The following is a 24,428-nucleotide window of genomic DNA, read 5'->3' on the forward strand; positions in this document are numbered from 1 at the left end:
CGATCCATGGGTCCGACGCATTCCGGGGGCGTTTCATGGCGCGCTTGTTCTACCCTGCCGCATATCGCGGCGACGTCGTGGAGGAGCTGTTCGGATTTCCGGTCTCCGATCCCTACCGATGGCTGGAGAACGGCGACGACCCGCGCGTACGGGAGTGGGCCGAGGCCCAGGACCGCCTCTTCCGGACCTGCCGCGCCGGGTGGCGTGAGAGGCGATCGTGGGCGGCTCTGGTGGAGCAGGTGTCGTCCTACGGCGTGTCGGAGCCTCCGATGGCGCGCGGCCCGTTCCTGTTCCTGACCGAGTGGCCGCGCGGAGACGAGCAGCGACGCCTTCTCGTCGTCGACGCCGAGGGGAACAGGCGGGTGCTGGTGGATCCCGTGCGGATCGACCCATCCGGGCACACGGGGCTCCACGCCTGGTGGCCGTCCCGCGAGGGCGAACGCGTGGCCGTCCAGACGGAGGTCGCCGAACGGCCCGGCAGCGACATCGTGGTGCTGGACGTACGCACCGGTGAGACGGTGGACGGGCCGCTGCCGCGTGCCCGCAACACCTCGCTCGCCTGGCTGCCGGGAGGGGACGCGTTCTACTACGTCAGCCGGGTGCCCGACGAGGATCTCGCCCCCGGCGACACGCGCCTGCATCGGCGGGTGCGCCTCCACCGGATCGGCACCCCCGGCGAGCGGGACACGGTGGTGTTCGGCGGTGAGGACGCCCCCGACCACTACTACGGCCTCACGATCAGCGCCGACGGCCGGTTCATGGCGGTCACCGCGACGGCCGGGCCCGCTCCTCGCAACGACGTGTACGTGGGCGACCTCACCGACCCGGAGGCTCCGCGCTTCGCCGAATTCGTGGACGGCGAGGCCCTGGGCGCCCGCGTCCTGCCGCGCTTCCTCCCGGACGGCGATCTCCTGCTGGTGACCGACTACCGGGCCCCGTGCGGCCGCGTCTGCGTCGCCGGCCGGAACGACACCGACCCGGCCGCGTGGCGCGAGCTCGTGCCCGAAGATCCCGAGGCGCCGCTGGACGAGTGCGTGGTGCTGGACGGCCCGGCCCTCGCCCGGCCCCTGCTGCTGGTGGCACGCGCCCGCCACGGCACGTCCACCCTGACCCTGCACGACCTCGGGACCGGCCGTCCGCTCACCGACCTTCCCCTGCCCGGCGCGGGCGTCGTGTCGTCGCTGCGTACGGCCCTTCCGCACGGGCGGCGGGCGTGGTTCGGCTACTGCGACGCGACCACGCCTCCCGCCGTCTACCACTATGACGGCGTCACGGGCACGATCGAACACGAGGCGGGCGCGAGGGCCGGCCGTACCCCGGAGATCCGCAGCCGCGCCGTCCGTTACCGGGCGGGCGACGGCACTGAGATCCCGCTGTTCCTGTTCACCCCGGCCGCGTCCACTCCGGCCGGGGAGCACGCGGGTCCCCGCCCCACCCTCCTGTACGGCTACGGCAGCTTCGGCATGCCGATGCGGCCGTGGTTCTTCCCGGTCGCGGCGGCCTGGGTCGCCGCCGGCGGGGTCTACGCCGTCGCCTGCGTACGCGGGGGAGGTGAGGAGGGGCAGCGGTGGCACGACGCCGGTCGCGGGCCGCACAAACACCGCGCGATCAGCGACTTCAACGACGCCGCGGCCTGGCTGACCAGTAGCGGCGTGACGACCCCTGACCGGCTGGCGAGCTACGGGCAGTCCGCGGGCGGCCTGCTGGTCACCGCCGCCGCCGTCGAGCGGCCGGACCTGTACGCCGCGGTCGTCGCCGAGGGCCCGCTGTGCGACATGGTGCGGTACGAGCGCTTCGGTCTGGGAGGCACGTGGACCGAGGAGTTCGGCACCGCCTCCGACCCCGGGCAGCTCGAATGGCTGCTGGGATACTCCCCTTATCACCACGTCACGCCCGGAACCTCCTATCCCGCGTTCCTGCTCACCGGCGCGATGACCGATCTGCAGACCGGAGAGGCCCACGTCACCAAGATGTGCGCGGCCCTCCAGCACGCCACCGGCGGCGACCGGCCGATCCTCATGCGCCGGGACCCCGGCACCGCCCACGCCGCCTCTCCCGCGAGCAAGGAGCGCGCCCTGACCGCGGACATCCTCGCCTTCGCCGCGGAACACACCGGTCTGTCACCCGGTCGCCGCGGCGACACGAGCCGGAGCGGCGACCGGCGGCCGGTGCTGGTGAACCCACCGGAGGGGACGTACGTTTCTGGGGCATGAGATTGCGAACGATCCTGCTCGTGGCGGTGTTGTCGCTGGCAGCGGCGTGTGGAGAAGCGACGTCGGCCACAACGGCGGCCCCCGCCGCCGACGGGCCGGCCACGCCGGTCGCCCTGTGGGGCGCCGAAGGCGGGTTCGTGACCCCGACCGTGAACGTGCTGCGTCCGCCCCGGGTTGTGCTGTACGCCGACGGCCTGGTGATCGCGGACGCGAGCAGGCAACTGAAGCTCACCGACGCCGAGACCGGAGAGACGGTCACGGCGATGGAGAGATATCTGACCGGGCAGCCGCCGACCGCGCGGCCCAGCCCCGGGGCGCCGTCGGTGGCGGACGTGCCGACCACCGTCCTCGCCGTACGGGGGAAGGACGGGAAGATGCGGGAGGTTCGGGCCGAGGCCCTGGAACAGGTCGCGGAGTTCTACCCCAAGGCGCTGCTGGACGCGAAGAAGCTGATGGAGGGCCTGGCGGCGCGCGCCGACGCGGAGGGCACCCCCTACACCGGCCCGCGCGTACGGATGGTCGCCGAAGGGGTCGCCTCGGCGGAGGGCAAGCCGGCGCCGTGGCCCGCGAAGGTCCCCGAGCCCGACGGCCCGGCCGACCCGGTCTGGCGGAAGGACCTGGACGGCGAGACGGCGAGCGCGGTCGCCAAGGTCGTTCCCGCCGGGCAGGACCACGCCCGGCCGATCTTCAAGAGCGCTTCGGGAAAGGTGTTCGTGCTCTCCTGGCGATACCTGCTGCCCGACGAGTGATCCGCCGCCTGGCGGCCGGAACGGCCAGAGCCGTGACGACGAGCCCGCCGGCGGCGACGAGGACGAGCAGCGCCGCCCAGGGGATGGTCCAGGCGTGCGTGGTGCTCTCGACGGCGGCGAGCGGGGCGACCGAGCCCGACGCGTCGGCGAGCAGCGGGACGAGGGAGACCGCCGCCGTCAGCCGCAGCGCGGGAGCCACTCCGCGTACGGGCACCGTGACCTTCCAGGTCTCGCCCGGCAGCAGCGGGGGCGAGTCGCCGATCCGCCCCGCGCGGGCGCCGAAGCGCCCGAAGGGGCCGGAGGTGGACACCTCCTGTCGAGCGGTGAGGACGGCGTTGCCGGTGTTCCGGATCGTGTAGGTGACGGTGGCGTCGCCCTTTCCGAACGGATCGGGCGTGCCGGAGTAGCCGACGCGCAGGCCCTCCACCGACAGGCTCGGCCTGAGCTCGCCACCCACGCGCAGCCGGATGCGGATGCCGAGACGCCGCCCGTCCGCCCCGACGGTCCCGTCCGGGCTGGTCACGACGCCGCCCATGTACTCGCCGGGCGCGGCGTCGTCCGGCGGCGCGACCGTGAACGGCACCTCGGCCGACCCGCCGGGCGCGACCGTCACGTCGGGCCGGCCGGGGTGGACCCACGCGCCCACCCCGGACGGCGTCGCGTCCCTGCCCGCGAGGTCGAGCCTCCCCTGTTCCGTGGTGAACGCGTCCGCGGCGTACACGGCCAGGCGGAGCGGCGTCGTGCCGTGGTTGACGATCACGAGACCGTCCTCGATCCGCCCTCCGGGGTCGAGGGTGTAGCCGTAGTTGCGCCGGCCCGGCCCGAAGTCGTTGGAAGCCGTCGTCACCGTCCAGGAGACCTCGCCGTTCGCCGCCGCGGCGGGTCCCGTCCCCGCTCCGAGGAGGCCGATCGCGGCGAGCAGCGCCACGACGACGGTCCGGGCGAGGGCTTCGGCTGCCGTGGTCGTACGCGGTCCGGGGGAATGCATGTGGATGGTCCTCGGGTGGGTCGGGCTGCGCTGTGGAAGAAGAAGCATGGGGCGTGGTGGAAGCGGCGGGGTGGAATGTGCGGTGGGGCAGGCGCCGGACGGCGCCTGCCCTGTAGAGCGGGCCGGATCAGCTCATCGTGACCGGCCGCGCGTCACTGCGGGGGCTACTGCAGCCAGTCGGACCCGGCCGCCGCCGGCCCGTCCTGCCCGCCCTTGCCCTCGTTCGTGTGGATCACGACCTTGTCGACGGTGGAGCCGACCGCCGGGGCGGTGGTGGCGCCGTTGTCCGGGCCGCACCACTTCACCTTGCCCAGCTCGACCGCCGCGTTGGGGGCGGCGCAGGTGCCGCTGCGGATGTTCTCGACGACCAGCTTGTTGCCGCGCATCTGGACCCGCACGTACGTACGGACGTGCTCCTGGTTCTCGACCGAGTTGGCCCAGTGGCTCTTGGGGTTCAGCGGGTCGGGGCCGAAGTCCGAGCCCTCGACCGGAGCGGTGAGGTCGTAGTACTTCGAGCCCGACGCGGAGTTGGCGGTCACGTAGACGACGCCGCCCGGGCCCTTGGACACCTCGGCGGCGCCGGGCTGCTCGTCCGCGTTCGCCTTCTGCCCGTTCTTGATCACGTAGCTCCGGGAGTAGCTGTGGTCGTGACCCTGCAGGACCAGGTCGACGCCGAGCTTCGAGAAGGCGGCCGGGAAGTCCTGACGGCGCACCTTGTTGTCGGAGTCGTTCGCGTGGGCGGCCGGGGAGTAGATCGCGTGGTGGTAGATGAGCACCGTGTGCTTGGCGCCGGCGCCGTGCTGCTTGACGACGTCGCTGATGTAGCCGATGTGCGCGGCGTCGGAGCCACTGGCGTACGCGTTGCTGTTGATGTCGATGAACAGCACGTTCTTGTACTTGAACCAGTAGTCGCCGCCCGACCGGGTCGCCGGGGTGCCGTTGTAGTACGGCGCGGACCGGTCGGTGTTCGGCGTCCAGAAGTGCTGCTCGTACGCCTTGCCGCCGACGTCGTGGTTGCCGATGGTGGCGGCCCACGGATACTGGCGCAGCTTGTCGGGGGCGAGGAACGCGTCCCACTGCGTCTCGGTGTTGGCGGTCTCGACCTGGTCGCCGCCCGAGACCAGCAGCTCGGCCTTCGGGTTGGCGGCGAGGGCGACGTTCAGGGTGTCCGCCCACCCTTCGCCGTCCTTCGCCGTGTTGCCGGACGAGCCGATCTGCGGGTCGCCGAAGAACAGGAAGTCGAGGTTGTTGCCGTTGAAGTCCTGCGTCGTGAAGGAGTACGCCGGGGACCAGTTGCCCTCCGCGCCGACCCGGTAGGAGTACGCGGTGTTCTGCTTCAGGCTGTCGATCGTCGCGTGCGCGTTGTAGCCGCCGTTGACGGTGTTGGCGGTGACCGTGGCGGAGTAGGTCACGGCGTTCGCAGGGAACTGTCCCTTGACGAGCTTGGACGTCGGCGCGACCTGGACCACCTGCGCGGTGCCGGTCGAGGAGTACCACGACACGACGCGCTGCGTCTCGTCGGCGCCGACGCCGAGGACGATGCCGGTGAGCGTCGCGCTGTCGGCGTGGGCCGCGGTCGCCAGGCCGCCGAACACGGCGGTGGCGCTGAGAGCCGCCGCGGTGGCGCTGACGGCCACCCGGCGCAGCACCTGCCCGGAGCCCTTGGTCCCGTTGTCGAGCTTCATTACTTTCCATCCATTTATGGGGAATTAGGGCGATTTGCACGCTTTCGGGGTTCCGTGTCGCGAAAGTGAACATCGGGCGGGCGGGCCGTTGCGCTTGCCGGAAGTTGTGATGTGATCAGATCCCGAGCACGCGTTGCACAAACCACATCAGGCCCATCGCGGACACCCCGGCCGCGATCGCCCCCGTCGTCCACAGCCCCGCGACCGGCCGGCGGTGACGCAGCAGGGCGAGCAGCGGGAAGACGGCGACGATGATCGCCAGTTGGACGACCTCGATGCCCACGTTGAAGACGAGCAGCGACCACAGCAGCGTCCACGACCAGGCCTGGTCGATCCCCAGCGCCGCGGCGAAGCCCAGCCCGTGCACGAGGCCGAAGCAGAAGACCACCGCGAGCCGAGTCCGGCCCGCCCGGTCGAGGCCGAGACGGCCGTGACCGGCCGTCTCGAGATCCGTGGCGTGTGATCGGCGCCGCCAGACGCGCCACAGGTGCCAGCCCGCGACCACCGCGATCGACAGGGCGACGACGGGCTCGACGAACGACGCGGGCAGCCGTACGAGGCCGAGGGCCGCGAGGACGAAGGTCACCGAGTGGGCCAGCGTGAAGGTCGTCGCCGCGAGCACGATCTCGCGCAGGCGGCGTGATCCCGCGATGAGCGCCAGCAGGAAGAGGATGTGGTCGACTCCGCCGAGCAGGTGCTCGGCTCCGAGCCGGAAGAACTGCCAGAATCGCTCGGCCCAGGACTGTTCGGTGGAGAACGAGCGATTCCGGGCGTCGAGAGCCGTGCTTCCGGACTTCAGGTCGAGGTCGTAGGTGACGATCGTCTTGCTGTCGCGCACGTAGCCCTCGGAGCCCGGGAACAGCCCGCTGTGCACCTCGTGGGCCTCCGCGGACCGCGGGCACCGGTAGTCGAGGACCAGCCGCGCGTACGGGACGCCCTCGCGTTGCCCGATCGTGAAGCCGCCGTCCCGCGCCGGGGTGCACGCCGCGCCTCCGGCCGCGACGCGGAAGCGCCCGGTCACGTACGCGACGACCGAGCCGGCGTGCGCGTCGAGCGCGGCGGCCTGCTCCGCCGCGTCGCCGTTCTCGAACGCGGCGGTGCCCGCTTCGAAGAGCGGGTCGTCCTTCCCGGCGTCGGCGGCGGAGACGACGAGCAGGTCGTACTCCAGCTGGAGCTCGGCGCGGACGTGCCCGGTCTGAGGCGAGGCGAGGTGGGCGTAGACCGTCGAGGTGAATCCGTGGGCGAGGGCGGGCACGGCACTGAACAGGACGGCCACGGTCACGGCGGCGATGACGGAACAGACGCGACGCCGCGCGGCGGGGGACATATTACTCCTTTTCGGGCTTGGCGTACGAAATCTGCTCGATCCGGATGAACGACCGATATCTCGTAAATGAACCGATGGCCAACCAAGCCCGGCGAAGGCCCCTTCAGGGCGGAAAGGGAGCATTCGATGAGATAAGAAGTAGGCGCACTTCCCGTCGCCCCGAAGGACGATCTTCATGCGCTCTCGGCTTCTGCCCGCCGGCACGCTGGCCGTGGTGGTCGCGACCGCCCTGCTGGCCGGCGGATGCGGCTCCGGCGACGACTGGTCGCGGCCGCACGCGAAGCCCAGCGCCGTCGGCGCCCCGGGCCCGGGGTTCCTCCCGGCCGTCTCGCCCGCGCCGGAGGCGACGGTCACGCCCCGCCCCGGCTCGTGGAACGGCGTCCGGCCGTCGGACGGCTACCGCGTGGTGCTGCTCACAGCGGGGGAGGACCGCCAGACCCGGACGCTGGTGAACGCCGTGACGGAGTGGGCCGAAGAGGAGCGCGTCAGCCTGAGGACCATCACGGCCACGAAGCCGGCCGAGTTCATCCCGGTCATCAGCAGGGCGATCGACCTGAAGCCCGATCTCGTCGTCAGCGCCGGCGATGGCCTCGTCGACCCCCTGGCCCTGGTCACCCCCAACCACCTCGACCAGCAGTTCCTGGTGGTCGGCGCCGAGTTGGCCGAGCCGACGGCGAACGTCACCGCCGCCGACTGGGCCGGTGCGTCGTTCCGCGGCGAGGGTCTCGGCATGTCCTCGACGTACGACTCCGCCAGCTTCACGCCCGAGCGCGCGGGACGTGCCGTCCGAGCCGGTGTCGCCGCCGTGCTCAGCGGCCTCACCGGCAACGTGATCTGGCTGGACTAGGCGATGGAGGAGCTAACGGCCGGAGACGAGGTGGGCGTAGACGATGACGTTGTCGCGGTAGTGCCCGGTGGCGCGATCGAAGGCTCCGCCGCAGGTGATGAGGCGCAGGCCGGGAAATTTCACCATCCCGTAGACCTTGCGGGTGGGGAAGCGGTCCTTCGGCACGCTCTCCAGGGAGTCCACCTCGAAGACCACCTGGCTGCGGTCCCTCCTGGAGATCTTCACCGTGTCGCCCGGGCGCAGCTCCCCCAGACGGAAGAAGACCCCGGGCCCCTTCGTGGAGTCGACGTGACCGGCGATGACGGCGGGGCCGCGCGCGCCCGGCGACGGGCCGAGGCGGTACCAGCCCGCCTCGCCGACCCTGGAGAGAGGCGGCACCTCCAAAGTGCCGTCCGGGTTCTTGCCCAGCGTCATCAGCGTCGTGCGTACGCCGATCCTCGGGATCTCCAGCATGACCGGCGGTGACGCGGACAACGCGCGGGCCGTGGCCTTCGGGTGGGCCGGCGGGGTGGAGACGGCGGCGGGAGGGGCGGGCGGAGCCGCCGGGCGGTCACCGGCGCGGCCGTCGACGACCACGACGACCACGACGGCGGCGACGGCCGCGGACAGGCCCACGAGGACGGCGGCGGCAGACCTGCCCACGTGATCACCGTTTCTGATCGAGAGTTTGTAGTGCATCATATGTCGCTTTTATGTAACCCAATCCCATAGATCACTGGTGTACTCTCGTGCCGGTAGTAAACGGATATGTGGCAGCTTGCAATGATCTGGACGGTTTTTCAGTGGTTCTGTCAGAAACTCTGCGCAGGCCGCCGCAGATCGATCGCGAGCGTCCGGGCGTGGGCCGGCACCGGGCGGCCAAGGGCGCCGACGGCAAGCGGGACCTCCCGGCGGTCGACCCTTCGCGGCTGCACGTCACCGTGCTGGTCCCGGCCCACGACGAAGAGGACCAGATCGCGGAGACGATCACCTCGCTGCACGGTCAGCGGCGCAGGCCCGACCGGATCATCGTGATCGCGGACAACTGCACGGACGCGACCGCGGACATCGCACGCGCGTACGGCGCCGAAGTCATCAGCACGGCCGGAAACCGCCACAAGAAGGCGGGCGCGCTCAACCAGGTGCTCGAAATGCTGCTTCCTCTGATGGGGTCGCGGCATGCCGTGCTGGTCATGGACGCGGACTCGGCGCTCGATCCCGGTTTCGTCCACCACGCCGTCCTCAGACTGGCCACCGGCGAGCTGGCCGCGGTGGGCGGCACCTTCACCGGCAAACCGGGCGGCGGCCTGGTGGGCATGTTCCAGCGCAACGAGTACGCGCGCTACGCCCGGGACGTGCGGCGGCTGCACGGAAAGGCGCTCGTGCTCACCGGGACGGCGACGCTCTTCCGCGCGCTCGCCCTCAAGGAGGTCGTCAGGGCCCGCCGCGCCGGACGCCTCCCCGGTCGCGGCCAGGTGTACGACGTGCGCGTCCTCACCGAGGACAACGAGCTCACCCTGGCCTTGCTGCACCTGAGGTTCCGCATCCTGTGTCCCGCCGAGTGCACGCTCACCACCGAGGTCATGGAGACCTGGAGGGACCTGTTCAACCAGCGCCTGCGGTGGAAGCGGGGCGCGCTGGAGAACCTCACCGACTACGGCTGGACGCGGGTCACGTTGCCCTACTGGGGCCGCCAGCTCCTGTCGCTGGTCGGGATCGTCGTGATCTTCGCGTACCTCGGCGCCACGGCCTGGTCGATCGCCGTCACGGGCACGCTCACCTTCCATCCGCTCTGGGTAGCGGTGACGGGCGTCTTCATGATCGAGCGGATCGTCACCGTACGGAGCAGGGGCGGCGGGCAGATGGCCCTGGCCGCCCTGCTGTTCGTCGAGATGATCTTCGATGTGTTTCTGCAGATCGCACAGGCGAAAGCCTTCTGGGACGCCGCGTGGCGTCGGGAAAGGAAATGGTGAACATGTACAACAACCCACCCATCGGGGGCGTGGCGGCCGGCTTCGGCGGTGCGGCGCTGACCGCGCCGTTCATGGGCTGGAACGCTCTATGGATCGCCCTGGGCCTGTTCACGCTGGTGTCGGCCGCGGTGGCGGTGAAGCGGATCATCCCCAAGCGGGAGGCCTGACCCACCCCGCTCCCTCCGTAGAGCGCTGGGCCGGCTCGACGCCGGCTCAGCGCCCGCCGGGCAGGCCGGCGCCGAGCCCGGCGTCCCGGGCCCGGGCCACCGCGGCGGCCCGGTCGCCGACGTCGAGCTTGCCGTACACCGTGCTCACGTAATTGCGGACCGTCTTGTCCGAGACGTAGAGCCGGGAGGCGATGGCGGCGTTCGACAGCCCGCGCGCCATCAGGTCGAGGATCTCGACCTCGCGCTCGGTGAGGTCGGGCAGGACGGGGTTGGCGACGGACCGCCGGGTCTCCGCGCCGACGAGCCCGGCGAGCGCCCGGGCGGCGTTCGGGCCGAAGTAGGCGCCGCCGTCCCGGCACGCCTCGAGCGCCCGCAGGATCTCGGCCCGGCCCGCCCCCTTGAGCAGGTAGCCGCGCGCGCCCGCCCGTACGGCCGCCGCCAGCGACTCGTCGGACTCCAGCATCGTCAGCACCACGACGGCCACGTCCGGAAGCTCCGCGCGCAACCGCCCCGTGGCCTCCACGCCGTTCATGACCGGCATGTGCAGGTCCATCAGGACGACGTCGGGCGCGAGCCGGACCGCCAGCTCGACGGCGGCCGCGCCGTCACCCGCCTCGCCCACGACCGTCACGCCGGGACGGCCGGACAGCGCCGCGATCAGCCCCTCGCGGTACATGGGGTGGTCGTCCACGATCAGCACGCGCATCTCACACCTCGACTCTCGGCAGCCGCACTCGGATCTCGGTGCCGCCGCCCGCCGGGGCAAGGATCTCGCATCTCCCGTCCAGCTGGGCGGCGGCCTCGGTCATCGACTCCAGGCCGACCCCCGCGCGCCAGCCCGGGGCGGAGCCGGTCATGCCGACGCCGTCGTCTCGTACCGTGAAGTGCAGCGCGTCGGGAGACAGCGCCACGTCGATGTCGCAGCCGCCGGCACCCGAGTGCCGGGCGGTGTTGGCCAGCGCCTCGCCCACGATGCGCAGAGCCGCCGCCTCGGTGGCGGCCGGAAGCGGGGGCAGGCCCTGCGCGGGCAGGTTCAGCCGGACCACGAGACCGGGACGGTCGAAGGCCGCCGCCTGCGCGCGCAGCGCCTCGGCCAGGCCGAGGTCGTCGAGGGCGGACGGGCCGAGGCCGTCGACGATCCTGCGGACGTCGCCCACGGCGCCGGCAAGCCACGCGGCGCACCGGTCGGCCAGCTCACCCGCACCGGCCGGGTCGTCGGCCACCAGGTCGCGGATGGTCTCCAGCTGCAGCTGTACGGCCGACAGGCTCGGCCCGAGATGGTCGTGGAGGTCGCGGCGCAGCCGGCGGCGTTCTTCCGCGCGCGCGGCGACCAGCGCCCGCCGCGACCGGTCCAGATCCGCGGCGAGCCGGGCGGCGTGCGCCGCCGCGCCCGCCTGCCGGGCCAGCACGCCCAGCAGCCGGGCCTCGGCGGGGCGGAACTCCCCGGCGCGCGGCCGGGTCAGCACGAGCTCTCCGACGGCCTCCCCGGCGTGCACCAGTGCCACCCGCACCGGGTCGGCGCCGACGTCGTCCCCGTGGCGGGACTCCGGCCCGTCGAGCACCAGCACCCACACGGCGGGCACCCGCAGGATCCTGGCGACGTCCCCGGCCAGTCGCTCCAGTGCCTCGGCGGGGGCCGCCGACGTCTCCAGCGTCGACCCGAGCCGTCCCAGCGCGTCGTACGGGTCGGCCGCGTCGCCGTACAGCAGCCGCCGTACGCCCCGCTGAAGCAGGCGGTGGACGGGGGCCACGCTGACGGCGACCACGGCCGCGGCGACGAGGGGAGCCCCCACGCTGCGGCCCAGCAGGTCCCCGAGCAGCGCGACGATCACCGTGTAGCAGAGGGCGATCTCGGCCGACATGAGTGCCCAGACCAGGCCGCGGCGCAGCACGGTCTCCATGTCCCACAGCCGGTATCGCTGGATCGCCGCCACCACGGAGACCGGCAACGGCACGGCCGAGGCCGCGAGCAGCACCCCTGAGCCGCGCGCCGGCACCGCCTGGGCGGCGGCCAGTAGGAGCAGCGTGCCGGCCATCCCCGCGAGGACCCAGGCCAACTGGCCGCGCTCGTCGCCCTCCGCCCGGCGCAGGCGTACGCCCAGGGAGGCGAGCCCGCCGAGCGACGCGACGGCGACCAGTGCGAGGCTGACCGGCAGCAGCGCCTCGGCACCCGCGACTTCCAGGGGGTTGACCAGGCCGCTTTCGGCCAACGCGGGGTCGTCGCCGTGCTCCCAGGGCAGCAGCGCCCAGGCGGCCGACCCCGTCGCCACGGCTGCGCACCCGGCGTACATAAGGGGGCGGAACACCCGCGCCGGTCGTTCGCCGGAAGGCAGCCAGTAGGGCACGACGGCCGCCACGATCACATAGGCGGGCAGCCAGCTCCAGGCCGACAGCCACAGCGCGGGCAGGTGGCCGGGCCAGTGCGACACGGCCGCGGTGGCGGTGTACTCCGCGGTGAGAGCACCGGTCGCGGCACTCACGCTCACCGAGAGGAAGAGCAGGCCCAGGACGGTCCGGCCGCGCCGGACGAGGAAGGCGCCGGGCGCGCCGTACACGAGAGCCGTCACCGAGATCCACAGCCAGTAGTCGTCGGCGAACCCTGCCGGCGACCGCAGCCGCAGCCCGAACGCGGCCAGGGTCGCCGCCGCGGCGGCTCCCGCGACCGCATCAGCGATCGGCACCGTACGCGCATGCATGAGGCGAATTGTCTGTTATTTGATGTCCCGCCCGCATGGGACAAATCGTCCTTACCGCAGGAGGGGGCGCCGGGCTCAGGCGGCCCGGGACAGGGCCGCGTCAATGTTTCGGCATGCGGCGGACGGGCCGCCATGCACGAAGGAAACACGATCATGAGAACGAACAAGCCCTACCTGCTCGCCGCGGCGGTCGTCGCCGGCCCGATCGCCGGAGTGGTCTGGCATCTGGTCGACACCGTCGGTCTGCCCCGCACCGAGGCGGCGGACTACCTCGCCCAGGTGTCCGCCGACCGGGACGGCTACGCCCTCGGCACCATGCTTTACATGATCTTCGTCGGGTGTTCCATCCCCGGCGGCCTGGCGGTCGCACGGGTGCTGCGCGACCGGGCGCCGCTGGCCGGGACGATCTCCGGGCTGCTGCTCGCCCTGGCCGGGGTGCTCGGCCTGATTGTTTCCGGCATGCGGCCGGTGGTCCTGGGCCTGACGCCTGAGGGCGGCCTGGCCGCCGAGGCCGTTGAGGCGTACGCGAGATACCAGGGCTCGGCGTGGTTCGGCGGGATCATGCTGCCCATGCTGGCCTCGGCCGTGGTCGGGCTGGTCACGCAGGTCGCCGCGATCCTGCGCACCGGCGTGCTGCCGCGATGGACGGCTCCCCTCCTGGTGGCGGGTTTCGTCCTGTCCAGCGGGGAGTTCTCCCTTGCCGTCACGGTGGTGGGCGCGCTGGTCCAGCTCGCGGGCACCGTGCCGCTGGCCGCCAGGCTTATCGCGGGCTCCGAGGCCGCCGGCGAGGCCGAGCCGGCGCGGGCGGCCCTCGCCTGAGGCCGAGACGGCGGAAGGCCCCTCTCGCCGTCGTGACGAGAGGGGCCTTCCTCAGCCGGGATCAGGGATGGACGCCGTACAGCACGCGCCTGCCCAGCGGCCTGGCCGCCGTCCCCGGGAACTCGGTGACGGACCAGAGCATCGGCGTGCTCGTGCCCCGGTTCCAGTAGAGGTCCTGGACGCCCGTGCCGGCGTAGTGACGGGCCACCGTCGTCGCGCCCGGCCGGGTCACGAAGCGCCCGGCGGCGCCTCCGTGACTCGTGGTGAACTGGTACGTCCCCTTCCAGGACACGCCGCCCTGCGTGTAGCGGGCCGGCTGTGTGAACACCTGGGTCGGCCTCGCCGTGCCGTCCGAGGTCCGCAGACAGCCCCTGGCGCAGGAGGCGGTGTCCGGCATCAGCGGGAAGCGTGCCACGCGTCCCGTGCCGCAGGCGGAACTCGTGCACCACTCACCCGTGAGGAAGCTCGGCGGGGAGGTGCTCCTGTCCAGGCCCGCGTACGTGTAGCACGGCGGGTAGCGCAGATCGCCCGCGTGGCACGGCTGCGGCGTGGTCAGAGGGCCGACCGACGGCCGCCATATGCCGCGCAGCGGCAGGAGGAACCGGTAGCCCTTCGAATAGAACCAGCCGTTGTGCAGGCCGAGAGGGCGCTGCCGGTACGCGGGCACCGACACGTCGGCCACGCGCGTGCTCGCCCTGAGGTCGAGCAGGTCGCGCATGTCGAAGACGAGTATGCCGTTGAAGTCGCGCCGCTGGCCGTCGTCCGCGATCAGAAGGTAGTTGTGATACCAGATGAGACCGCCCGCGTGGGTCGGCACCGACTCGAAGGTGACCCGGCCGTTCCGGTAGCGCGGCAGCCCCAGCAGCACGTTCTGGTACCGGTGCACGGACGGACCCGTCGCCGCCTCGTCCACGAACGACACCCTGGACGCGTTGGGCGTCTTGTCGCCGCTGCTCGTCCGGTGATACCAGCCGACCGCGAACGCCCGCACCCCGTCGACGGAGCCGCCGCTGTTCGCGTCCCAGGTGCCGCTGACTCCCTGGGGATACCAGGCGGGGCTGGTGGAGTCCTCCTGGTTGAAGCAGATCCAGCGGTCGGTGAGGACCGGGTGTGGTCCGCCCAGCGCGCCACCGGGGCCCTTGGCCTCCGGGCAGCCGGCGTGGTCGCTGCGGGCGAGGTGGTTGGGCGTCTCCAGCACGCGGGAAAGCGGCACGCGGGGCCGGCCGGCCAGGTTCAGGTCCCTGCGCAACTGCGTGATGAGCCCCGGGTACGGCCTGTTGTCGGGGCCGACCTCGTCCCAGCGCAGCGAGTAGAGGGTGTTGGTGTTCACGCTGAGCCTGGTCATCGGCGCGGGGTTGTTCGACGGGTCGTTGGCCCGCGGCACGCCGGCCGCCGCGCTCTGGCTCACCGCCAACGCCGCCGTGAGCACGGCGGCGGCCGACACCGCCGTCAGCGTGCGAAAGGGACGGGATCTCACATGTTTCTCCTGACTGGCCCTGATCGTTTCGGCGCATAATCGCTGGTGTCTCTGGAAATGCACGGAAAACGAAATCTCCATACGCCACGGCTGCGCCGACTCTCCCGGCGGCCGTGCATTCGAGAACATAGCAGCGGCTGGTCAGAGGAGGTGTCCCGGTAAAAGAGCGCCCACCCTAATGGGAGTGCAAAGAACGGAGAAACGGCCGAAGTGAATGCGTCCGGCGCCTCTCTTTCGGGGTGATCTGCCCAGACTTGCCATTGATGGACGGGGGCGTGCGGACGTGAAACGACTGTTCTGATAAAAGGGATGTATGGCGACGCCTGGGGACCGGACGTCCGCGGGCCGGTGGCAGTTCTGGGTGGACCGCGGCGGCACGTTCACCGACGTCGTCGCCCGTCGCCCGGACGGGCGGCTGGTGACGTGCAAGCTCCTGTCGGACGACCCGGCGCGTTATCCCGACGCGGCGGTGGCGGGCATCCGCGCCCTGCTGGGCGTTCCCGCCGGGGAGCCGATCCCGGTCGGCCGGATCGAGTCGGTGCGGATGGGCACCACGGTCGCCACCAACGCGCTGCTGGAGCGCCGGGGCGAGCGCACCGCGCTGGTGATCACCAAGGGGTTCGGCGACGCGCTGCGCATCGGCTACCAGAACCGGCCGCGCATCTTCGACCGGCGGATCGTGCTGCCGGAGATGCTGTACGAGCGGGTGGTCGAGGTGGACGAGCGGATCACGGCCGGCGGCGAGGTGCTGCGACCCCCCGACCTCGGACGGCTCGCGCCCGAGTTGCGGCGGCTGCGCGAGGAGGGCGTCCGCGCGGTCGCGGTGGTCTGCCTGCACAGTCATCTGCATCCGGCGCACGAACAGGCGATCGGGAGCCTGGCCCGGCGCGTGGGCTTCGCCCAGGTGTCGTGCTCCGGCGAGGTCAGCCCGCTGATGAAGCTGGTGCCGCGGGGCGACACCACCGTGGCCGACGCCTATCTCTCTCCCGTCCTGCGCGGGTACGTCGAGGCGGTGGCGCGGCAACTGCCCGGCGTGCGGCTGATGTTCATGCAGTCGAACGGAGGACTGGCGGAGGCCGGGCACTTCCGCGGCAAGGACGCCATCCTGTCCGGCCCGGCCGGCGGCATCGTGGGCATGGCCCGCATGTCCGCGCTCGCCGGTTTCGAGAAGGCGATCGGCTTCGACATGGGCGGCACCTCGACCGACGTGTCCCACTACTCCGGCGCGTACGAGCGGGTGGTCCAGACCGAGGTGGGCGGCGTACGGCTGAGCGCGCCGATGATCGCCATCCATACGGTGGCGGCGGGCGGCGGATCGGTCCTGCGCTTCGACGGCGGGCGCTACCGGGTCGGCCCCGACTCCGCGGGCGCCGACCCCGGCCCGGCCTGCTACCGCAACGGCGGTCCGCTGTGCCTCACAGACGCCAACGTGATGCTCGGCCGCGTCCAGCCCGGCCACTTCCCCAAGGTCTTCGGCCCGGACGGCGACCTGCCGCTGGACGCGGGCGAGGTGCGGCGCCGGTTCGCCGAGACGGCGGCGGAGATCCGCCGCCGGACCGGCGACGAGCGCGATCCGGAGCAGGTCGCCGAGGGCTACCTGAGGGTCGCGGTCGAGAACATCGCCGGCGCGATCAAACAGATCTCCGTGCGGAAGGGCCGCGACGTCACCGAATACGTCCTCACCACGTTCGGCGGCGCCGGAGGCCAGCACGCCTGCGCGGTGGCCGACGCGCTCGGCGTACGCACCGTGCTGGTGCCGCCGATGGCGGGGGTGCTGTCCGCCCTGGGCATGGGCCTCGCCGACACCGTCGTGATGCGGGAGCAGTCGGTCGAGGCCCGGCTGGATCCCGCCGCGGCGCGGCGGCTGACCGGCCTCACCGACGCCCTGGAGGCGGCGGCGAGGCAAGAGCTCCGGGACGAGGGCGTGCCGGACCGGCGGATCCGGGTGACCCGGCGGGTGCGGCTGCGGTACGAGGGCACCGACACGCCGCTGCCGGTCGACCTGGCCGGCCCTGACGCGATGGCGGCGGCGTTCGCGGCCGCCCACCTGCGGACGTACTCGTTCCTCATGGACCGCCCGCTGATCGCGGAGGCGGTCTCCGTCGAGGCGGCCGGGCTGACCGGCCAGCCCCATCCGCCGGAGATGGGCCGGGCGGCGGAATCCGGCGCCCCAGCACCGGCGGAACTCGTGCGGTTGTTCACCGGCGGGGCGTGGCGTGAGGTGCCGCTCCACGAACGGGACCGGCTGCGTCCCGGCGACCTGGTGCGCGGCCCGGCGATCGTCGCCGAGGCCGACGCGACCACCGTCGTCGACGAGGGCTGGCGGGCCGGGGTGACGCCGTACGGGCACCTGCTCCTCGAACGGGTGACGTCACGCCGGGAGGCCACCGGCGTGACCACGGAGGCCGACCCCGTGATGCTGGAGGTCTTCGGCAACCTCTTCATGTCGATCGCCGAGCAGATGGGCGCCCGGCTGGGATCCACCGCGCAGTCGGTGAACATCCGGGAGCGGCTGGACTTCTCCTGCGCGTTGTTCGACTCCGGCGGCGGCCTGATCGCCAACGCGCCGCACATCCCGGTGCACCTCGGCTCGATGGGCGCGAGCGTCAAGGAAGTGGTCCGCCGCCGCGGCGACGCGATGCGGCCCGGCGACGTGTACGCGATCAACGATCCGTACCACGGCGGCACCCATCTGCCGGACATCACGGTCGTCACCCCCGTCTTCGGCGGCGACCCCCCGGAGATCCTGTTCTTCGTGGCCTCCCGCGGCCACCACGCGGAGATCGGCGGGCTGACCCCCGGATCGATGCCCGCGGACAGCAAAAACGTGCACGAGGAGGGCGTGCTGTTCGACTGCCGGCTGCTGGCGGACCGCGACGGCCTGCGCGAGAAGGAGACCTGGCGGGTGCTGACCGAGGCGCCGTACCCGTCCAGGGATCCCGCGACCAACCTCGCCGACCTGCGCGCGCAGATCGCCGCGAACGCCAAGGGCGTCGAGGAGGTCGGCGCGATGATCGATCACTTCGGCCTCGGCGTCGTGCGCGCCTACATGCGGCACGTGCAGGACAACGCCGAGAGCGCGGTGCGGGCGGTGATCGGCGCGCTCCGCGAGGGCCGGTTCCGCTACGAGATGGACTGCGGCGCCGTGATCTCGGTGCGCGTCTCGGTGGACCGGGCCCGCCGTACCGCGACGATCGACTTCACCGGCACCTCGCCGCAGCTGGACACCAACCTCAACGCGCCGACCGCCGTGGTCACCGCCGCCGTCCTCTACGTCTTCCGCACCCTGGTGGACGACGACATCCCGCTCAACGACGGCTGCCTGCGGCCGCTGCGGATCGTCGTGCCCGAGGGGTCGATGCTGGCCCCGGTGTACCCGGCGGCCGTGGTCGCGGGCAACGTCGAGACCTCGCAGGCGATCACCGGGGCGATCTACGCCGCGCTCGGCGTCCAGGCTGAGGGGTCCGGGACGATGAACAACGTCAGCTTCGGCGACGAACGGCGCCAGTACTACGAGACCGTCGCCTCGGGATCCGGAGCGGGTGACGGGTTCGACGGGGCGTCGGCGGTGCAGACCCACATGACGAACTCCCGGCTGACCGACCCCGAGGTGCTGGAATGGCGCTTCCCCGTGCTGCTGGAGGAGTTCGCCGTCCGGCGCGGCAGCGGTGGCGCCGGACGTTGGCGGGGCGGGGACGGGGCGGTGCGCCGCATCCGCTTCCGCGCGCCGATGACCGTCAGCGCGCTGTCCGGCCACCGCCGGGTGCCCCCGTACGGCATGGCCGGCGGCGCGCCCGGCGCCCTGGGGGCCAACCGGGTGCGCCGCGCGGACGGAAGCGTGGTCCGCCTCTCGGGATGCGACTCGGTCCGGGTGTGGCCGGGCGACGTGCTGGAGATCGAGACGCCCGGCGGCGGAGGATACGGCCCCCCGGCCGGCGGCTGACGTGGCGAGCCACCGCGAGGATCGCGCGGGACGCCGGTCCAGACGACCTCGCGGGCGATCACCCGTAGGTCGACGTAGGAGGCGGCGATGGTGCCGAGCAGCTCGATCTCGTCCAGCTCGCTGTAGGACTCACGCAGGCTAGGCACGTCGATTCGCGCCCCGGTGTCGCCGAGGGTGGGCTTGACCTGAGCACCAGAGCCCTGACCTGCGGATCAGTCACAGCTGGCGGCTGGTGGTAGCTGCCTTGCCGGTAGTGAGCCCAGAACCCTCAGTGGCCAGGCGTTTTCGCAGGCTGGGATCACGAGACGTTAGGCGTCATCCCGGTTGTCCAGCCATTTGAGAATGGCCTGGTTTGTTTCTTCGGGTTCTTCCTGCTGGATCCAGTGGCCGCAGTCCAGGCAGACCACTTCCACGTTGGGCACGAACTCTGCCAGGTTTTCCGACCTCGCGACCGGGTCCCGGTGGCCGTAGATCATGAGGGCGGGCTGGTGGATGATCGAGTCTACGTCCGCCAGGAGGCGCCAGTTGCGGTCGAGGTTCCTGTACCAGTTGATGCCGCCGGTGAATCCGGATGTTTCGAAGGCGGAGACGAGGACGGCCAGTTCGCTGTCGCTCATGATGGGTTCGCCGAGGGGTGTTTGCGCTCTGGCGAGGTTGATCAGTGCCATGCCCGGCTGAGGCTCCGGCGGCGGCTGGTTCTTCCGGTACAGGTTGCGGAGGAACTGGGCGGTGTTGTCTTCGAATACGGCGTCGGCGATGCCCGGCTGCCGGTTGAAGTGGACGAAGTAGAAGTCGCCGCCGAGCATGTCTTCCATCAACTCGATCCACGGCTTTTCCCCGCGCTCCTGGTAGGGCAAGCTCAGGTTGATCACCTTGTTCACACGGGTGGGGTGCAGCAGGGTCAGGCCCCAGACGACGAACGCGCCCCAGTCGTGGCCGATGAAGGTGGCGTCTCGGTATCCGTAGTGGTCCAGGAGCGCGACGAGGTCACCCGACAGGTGTTCGATGTCGTAGTCCGTCACCTCGGCCGGACGGGAGGAGTTGCCGTAGCCGCGCTGGTTCGGGGCGATGACGTGGTAGCCGGCCGCGGCGAGGGCGGGCATCTGGTGGCGCCAGGTGAAGGCGTGGTCCGGCCAGCCGTGGCAGAGCACGATGGGCCTTCCCGCGTTCTCTCGGCCCGCTTCGAAGACTTCGAGTTCCACACCGTTGACCGGAATGAGGGTGGGCTTGGGGAAATCGGTTGAGGTCATGGCGCCATCCTGACGCCGAAACCGGTCACCTCATGACCGGTTTGTGTGGGAGTTTTGTGGGCGTGCGAACCGACCGGCTGGTGGCCGTCCTCCTCATGCTGCAACGGCGCGAGCAGGTGACAGCGGCAGAGGTCGCCCGGGAGCTGGAGGTCTCCGAGCGCACCGCCCGCCGCGACCTCGACTCCCTGGCCATGGCCGGGGTGCCCGTGTACTCCACGCAAGGACGGGGCGGCGGCTGGCGCCTGGTGGGCGGCGCCCGTACCGACCTGTCCGGGTTGACCGCGGGTGAGGCCCGCGCCCTGTTCCTGGTCGCCGGCCCGGCCTCGGCCGCGACCCCGGCCGTGAAAGCAGCCCTGCGCAAACTCGTCCAAGCCCTGCCGGAACCCTTCCGCGCCCAAGCCGAAGCAGCAGCATCATCCTTGGTCATGGACCCGCGACGATGGGGGTCGAGCCGGGTCGAGCACCGACCACCTCGCTTCCTCGACGACCTCCAGGACGCGGTGATCCGCGGCGTCCAGGTGCGGCTCGGCTATGTCGATAGCAAAGGCGCCGAAACCGAGAGGACCGTCCACCCGCTGGGCATCGCCGCCAAAGGCCCGGCGTGGTATCTCGTCTCCCACACCGAGACAGGCCGACGGACCTTCCGGATCGACCGCGTGACATCCGCCGACCTGACCGGCGATCCCGTGCACCGGCCCGAGGACTTCGACCTCGCCGAGAGCTGGCGCGAGATCGCCGACGAGATCGACCGCAAACGAACACCTCTGGAGGTCCAGGCCGTCTGCGCGCCCCACGCCATAGGCATTCTCCGGATCGGGTTCGGCGACCGACTCGAAGTCGGAGGCACCACGACCGACGGACGCATCGACGTCGTGATCCGCGGCCACGACGACTACACCCTCGCCGGCGAACTCGCCGGGCTGGTCGAATGGCTCGAAGTGACCGGCCCCCCGGGTGTGCGAGACCACCTGGCCTCGATCGGCAACGCGCTCGTCGAGCGATACAGCTGACGTCGGCACGGGCGCTCAGCCCACGTGCTGAGCATGCTCGACGAGCATGATTCGATCGCGGGAAGGTACTGCCGATCGCCTTTCCGTCATCTTCCTGCGTTCTGGCAGACGGTCACGACGTCGGCGGGTCCGTCGGCCTGGCTCGCTGAGGGTGGATCGTCTCGTGCCGGGCCAGCATCGCCACGTACTCGGCGATCTTCCGGGTGCGCGTCTCGGCCCGCTTGACGGCATTGACCCGGCTGATGAGAGCGAAGCGGTTGGTCTTGGTGAGCAACTCGAACATCGCCTGCGCCGCTGGTCGGCGGCGATCGCGGCTCGCAGGCCGGCCGGGACCTCCGCTTCCGACGGCTGTGCATAGGCGGCCGTCCACCGCCCGTCGGCCTTCGCGGCTTCCACTGCGTCACGGCCAGCGGGCAGCATCAGGCCGGCCGCCTCCAACCGGTCCACGTTGGCGACGTTGCGCTGGGACCAGATGCTGCGGGACCGGCGCGGGGTGAACCGCCTCCAGGAACTCTCCTCGTCGCGCTTGCGGGCCTGCCCGTCGATCCAGCCGAAGCACAGTGCCTCATCGACCGCCTGCTGCCAGGTCAGCATGGTGACAGAGCCGCCCTTCCTGGTCAGGGCGAGCCACACGCCAGGAGAGGCAATGTGGTTGCCCAGCTCGGTGCCGTCGGGGTCCCGCGGGTCGCGGAGGGCGCCGGGGGCGAGGTCGGGCAGGGCGGAGCTGTAGGTGCCGTGGACGCCTAGGCCTGGAGCTTGCGGCGCAGGTCGGCGGCGTGGGGATGGCCGAGACCACGCAGGATCTCGTACGCCTCCCGCCAGTGCTCGCGGGCCGTCTCCGGGTCTCCGACGGCCTCGCTCGCGTCGCCGAGGTGGCCGAGCAGCTGGGCCCGCAGGGCCGGGTTGTCCATCGTGGCGACCAGCCGCAGGCCGCGCCGGAAGTGCGGGATCGCGCTCATCGGGTCGCCGAGCCGCTGGTGGAGCACGCCCAGCGTGTCGAGGGTGACCAGCTCGTTCGGCCGGTCGCCGGCCCGTTGCTGCAGCTCCAGCGCCTGGAGGTGGTACGGCAGGGCCTCCTGGAGGGAGCCGAGCTCCGAGAGGTACCAGCCCACGGCGAGGGCGGCCTTGCCCGCCCAGTAGGGGTCGTCGATCTCGGTGAAGAGCGCCAGCGACCGCCCGGCCTGGTCGAGCGCGCGCTCGCCGTCGCCCTGCAGCCAGTAGACGTAGGACAGCACGAAGCGGTTCTCCGCCTCACCCGCCCGGTCTCCGGCGGCGAGGCTCAGCCGGAGCGCCTCCCGCATGTGGGCGTGCGCCTCCTCGAACCGGTCGAGCCTGCCGTGCACGGCGCTCAGGAAGCGGTGCGCGTGCGCCGCCGCCGGCCGGTCGGTCATCGCGGTAGCGGCGCGCAGCGCCACCGCCCACGCCGCCCCCTCGTCGTGCCAGCGCCGCTCGTCGTTCAGGAACGTGTCCAGCGCCCAGCTCAGCTGCCACGCGTGCCGGTGCATCCCCTCCTCCTCGGCCTGCCGCAGCGCGGCCAGCAGCACCGCGTACTCCGTCTTCAGCCACTCCACGGCGGCCGTGAGGTCGAGCACCGGCTTCGGCTCGGAGCCGTCCACGGGCGTGCCGAGAGCCATCGGAATGGGCGCGCGCACCGGGTTCAGCACGAGCTCGGCGTGATAGGCGGTGTGCGTGTAGTGGTCGAGCAGCCGGGTCAGCGCCGCCTGCCGCCCGGCCTCGGATTCCTCGGCCCGGACGCGCTCGGCGGCGTACGCGTGCAGCAGGTCGTGCATCCGGTAGCGGCCGGGCGCGTGTTCCACGACCATGCTGGCGTCGGTGAGCTCGGCCAGCGTACGCCGGACCTCGGGCAGCGCCCGGCCGGCCAGCGCGGCGGCGGCCGCGAGCGCGATGTCGGCGCCCGCGACGAGCCCGAGCAGCCGGAACAGCCGTGCGGCGTCCCGGCTGAGCGCGTCGTAGGACCAGGAGAAGACGGCGTCGATCTCCAGCGCGGCGATCCGGCCACGGGGATTGCGCAGCTCCGTGGCGATCGCCTCGGGCGGGAACCCGGTCAGCTGCGCCCGCGCGCCGACCAGGGCCAGCGCCAGCGGGAGCCGCCCGCACGCGGCCGCGATCGCGGCAACCGAGTCGCCCTCCGAGGCCGGGGCGAGCCGGCGGCCGAGGAGCTCGACCGCCTCCGGGAGGTCCGGGACGTCGAGCGTCAGCGCCGTGGCGCCGGTCTCCGCCACCAGGCCGGTGAGCCGCCGGCGGCTGGTGACGATCGTACGGGCGGCGGGGCCGGCCGGCAGCAGGGGCAGGACCTGCTCGGCGTCGCGGGCGTTGTCGAGCACCACGAGCAGGGCGCGCCCGGCGGAGTGGCTGCGGTAGAGCGCCACCTGTGCCGTGAGGCCGGACGGAACGCGGTCGAGCGGCACCCCGAGCGCGTCGAGGAACCCGCGGATCACCTCCGTGGGCTCCATCGCGTCGTGGCGGGAGAAGCCGCGCAGGTCCACGTACAGCCGGCCGTCCGGGAAGCGCGGCGCGGCCCGATGAGACCAGTGGACGGCGAGGGACGTCTTGCCCACCCCGGCGGGGCCGGAGACGGCGACCACCGCGGACGTGGCCGCGTCGAGCACGCGCAGCGCCTCGGCCCGGCCGGTGAAGCCGTCGACGTCGGAGGGCAGCTGCTCGGGCACCCGCGGCCGTCCGGCGTCGCGCCTCCCGGCCTCGGGTTGCCCGGTTTCCGGCTGCGCGCTGTCCGGCTGCGCGGTGTCCGGTCGCGAGGCCTCGGGCTGTTCGGTGAAGGGCCGCGCCGCGGCGGACCGTCCGGCCTCGCGCTGCCCAGCGTCGGGTTGCCCGGTGTCCGGCTGCCCGGCCTTCGGATGCGGAGTCTCGGGCTGCGTGGCCCCGGACTGCGTGGCCCCGGGCTGCGCGGCGAGCTGGAAGGCGGCCCGGTCCTCCGGAGACAGGTCGAGGGCGTCGGCGAGCATCCGGACGGTGCCGGCGCGGGGCATCGGGACCCGGCCCGACTCGATCTCCCGGATCTGCCGCTCGCTGACGCCGGACAGCGCGGCCAGCTCCTCCTGCGTGAGCATCGCCCGGATACGCAGGCCACGCAGCATGCCGCCGAACATCGGCTCCCTTCCGCCGGCCCACGGTTTTCGATCACGTTCGCGCGGACGGCAGCTTAACCGCCGGTCAACCGCCGGTCGAGCGCCTGCCGCCGGGGCCGCCGCCGCTGGTTGGCTGGAGGGGCCTCACCGGCCAGGACAGGGCCGGGACGCTCCGGGTCGGCGCTCGCGACGGGGGCA

General features: G+C 72.2%; 18 protein-coding genes. 8 read left to right on the forward strand and 10 right to left on the reverse strand.

Translation table 11 applies throughout. The features are described 5' to 3' along the window. Positions 1 to 35: 35 nt before the first annotated feature. The gene (locus F5972_RS25310) at positions 36 to 2,213 is read left to right on the forward strand and encodes a prolyl oligopeptidase family serine peptidase (protein ID WP_150936552.1); all 2,178 of its coding nucleotides are present in this window, start codon (positions 36 to 38) and stop codon (positions 2,211 to 2,213) included. Beyond that, positions 2,210 to 2,962, forward strand: a complete 753-nt coding sequence (locus F5972_RS25315) for a hypothetical protein (RefSeq protein ID WP_150936554.1) — start codon at positions 2,210 to 2,212, stop codon at positions 2,960 to 2,962. Before F5972_RS25310 ends, F5972_RS25315 begins: the two co-directional genes overlap by 4 nt. On the opposite strand, the gene F5972_RS25320 is transcribed toward F5972_RS25315, so the two are convergent. The 3 genes from F5972_RS25320 to F5972_RS25330 all read right to left on the reverse strand — a co-directional run bounded on the left by F5972_RS25320 (position 2,901) and on the right by F5972_RS25330 (position 6,962). After that, positions 2,901 to 3,950, reverse strand: a complete 1,050-nt coding sequence (locus tag F5972_RS25320) for a DUF916 domain-containing protein (protein WP_150936556.1) — start codon at positions 3,948 to 3,950, stop codon at positions 2,901 to 2,903. The genes F5972_RS25315 and F5972_RS25320 overlap by 62 nt on opposite strands. A 164-nt stretch (positions 3,951 to 4,114) precedes the next feature. After that, positions 4,115 to 5,635, reverse strand: a complete 1,521-nt coding sequence (locus F5972_RS25325; RefSeq protein ID WP_150936557.1) for a purple acid phosphatase family protein — start codon at positions 5,633 to 5,635, stop codon at positions 4,115 to 4,117. Positions 5,636 to 5,750: 115 nt separating this feature from the next. Next, on the reverse strand, positions 5,751 to 6,962 hold the full coding sequence (locus F5972_RS25330) for a HupE/UreJ family protein (protein WP_150936559.1): 1,212 nt from the start codon (positions 6,960 to 6,962) through the stop codon (positions 5,751 to 5,753). Between the two features lie 175 nt (positions 6,963 to 7,137). Between F5972_RS25330 and F5972_RS25335 the strand changes: the two genes are divergently transcribed. Continuing rightward, the gene (locus F5972_RS25335; RefSeq protein WP_150936561.1) at positions 7,138 to 7,809 is read left to right on the forward strand and encodes a type 1 periplasmic-binding domain-containing protein; all 672 of its coding nucleotides are present in this window, start codon (positions 7,138 to 7,140) and stop codon (positions 7,807 to 7,809) included. 12 nt (positions 7,810 to 7,821) lie between these two features. On the opposite strand, the gene F5972_RS25340 is transcribed toward F5972_RS25335, so the two are convergent. After that, positions 7,822 to 8,451 carry a class F sortase gene (locus F5972_RS25340; protein WP_225311843.1) on the reverse strand — a complete coding sequence of 210 codons (630 nt, stop codon included), beginning with the start codon at positions 8,449 to 8,451 and terminating at the stop codon, positions 7,822 to 7,824. A 140-nt stretch (positions 8,452 to 8,591) separates the two neighbouring features. On the opposite strand from F5972_RS25340, the gene F5972_RS25345 reads away from it, so the two are divergent. Further along, complete coding sequence (locus F5972_RS25345) at positions 8,592 to 9,761, forward strand: glycosyltransferase family 2 protein (RefSeq protein WP_225311845.1); 1,170 nt, start codon at positions 8,592 to 8,594, stop codon at positions 9,759 to 9,761. 2 nt (positions 9,762 to 9,763) lie between these two features. Beyond that, positions 9,764 to 9,928 carry a hypothetical protein gene (locus tag F5972_RS37470; RefSeq protein WP_165900532.1) on the forward strand — a complete coding sequence of 55 codons (165 nt, stop codon included), beginning with the start codon at positions 9,764 to 9,766 and terminating at the stop codon, positions 9,926 to 9,928. 46 nt (positions 9,929 to 9,974) lie between these two features. Here the strand turns inward: F5972_RS37470 and F5972_RS25350 are convergent, their stop codons facing one another. Together F5972_RS25350 and F5972_RS25355 are read right to left on the reverse strand one after the other, a co-directional pair. Beyond that, positions 9,975 to 10,634, reverse strand: a complete 660-nt coding sequence (locus F5972_RS25350) for a response regulator (protein ID WP_150936563.1) — start codon at positions 10,632 to 10,634, stop codon at positions 9,975 to 9,977. Position 10,635: 1 nt separating this feature from the next. Then, a complete protein-coding gene (locus F5972_RS25355; RefSeq protein WP_150936565.1) occupies positions 10,636 to 12,624 on the reverse strand; it encodes a sensor histidine kinase in 1,989 nt (662 codons plus the stop codon). Positions 12,625 to 12,777: 153 nt separating this feature from the next. Between F5972_RS25355 and F5972_RS25360 the strand changes: the two genes are divergently transcribed. Next, positions 12,778 to 13,443: a hypothetical protein gene (locus F5972_RS25360; protein WP_150936567.1), complete on the forward strand. Its 666-nt coding sequence runs from the start codon at positions 12,778 to 12,780 to the stop codon at positions 13,441 to 13,443. A gap of 61 nt (positions 13,444 to 13,504) precedes the next feature. Here F5972_RS25360 and F5972_RS25365 read toward each other — a convergent pair whose 3' ends face one another. Beyond that, positions 13,505 to 14,920, reverse strand: coding sequence for a hypothetical protein (locus F5972_RS25365; RefSeq protein ID WP_150936569.1), 1,416 nt, complete (start codon positions 14,918 to 14,920; stop codon positions 13,505 to 13,507). 313 nt (positions 14,921 to 15,233) lie between these two features. Between F5972_RS25365 and F5972_RS25370 the strand changes: the two genes are divergently transcribed. Then, positions 15,234 to 18,863 (forward strand): hydantoinase B/oxoprolinase family protein, encoded by a 3,630-nt coding sequence (locus F5972_RS25370; RefSeq protein WP_150936571.1) that lies wholly within the window; start codon positions 15,234 to 15,236, stop codon positions 18,861 to 18,863. 308 nt (positions 18,864 to 19,171) lie between these two features. On the opposite strand, the gene F5972_RS25375 is transcribed toward F5972_RS25370, so the two are convergent. Next, complete coding sequence (locus tag F5972_RS25375; RefSeq protein WP_150936573.1) at positions 19,172 to 20,113, reverse strand: alpha/beta fold hydrolase; 942 nt, start codon at positions 20,111 to 20,113, stop codon at positions 19,172 to 19,174. Positions 20,114 to 20,175: 62 nt separating this feature from the next. On the opposite strand from F5972_RS25375, the gene F5972_RS25380 reads away from it, so the two are divergent. After that, the gene (locus F5972_RS25380) at positions 20,176 to 21,123 is read left to right on the forward strand and encodes a helix-turn-helix transcriptional regulator (RefSeq protein WP_150936575.1); all 948 of its coding nucleotides are present in this window, start codon (positions 20,176 to 20,178) and stop codon (positions 21,121 to 21,123) included. A 112-nt stretch (positions 21,124 to 21,235) separates the two neighbouring features. On the opposite strand, the gene F5972_RS38365 is transcribed toward F5972_RS25380, so the two are convergent. Further along, positions 21,236 to 21,493, reverse strand: coding sequence for a YdeI/OmpD-associated family protein (locus F5972_RS38365; protein WP_225311847.1), 258 nt, complete (start codon positions 21,491 to 21,493; stop codon positions 21,236 to 21,238). A gap of 373 nt (positions 21,494 to 21,866) precedes the next feature. Further along, entirely contained in the window at positions 21,867 to 24,239 is a 2,373-nt protein-coding gene (locus F5972_RS25395) for a tetratricopeptide repeat protein (protein WP_191910310.1), read from the reverse strand. Positions 24,240 to 24,428 lie beyond the last annotated feature (189 nt).

The sequence above is a fragment of the Microbispora cellulosiformans genome (assembly GCF_008728085.1).
Taxonomy (GTDB): domain Bacteria; phylum Actinomycetota; class Actinomycetes; order Streptosporangiales; family Streptosporangiaceae; genus Microbispora; species Microbispora amethystogenes.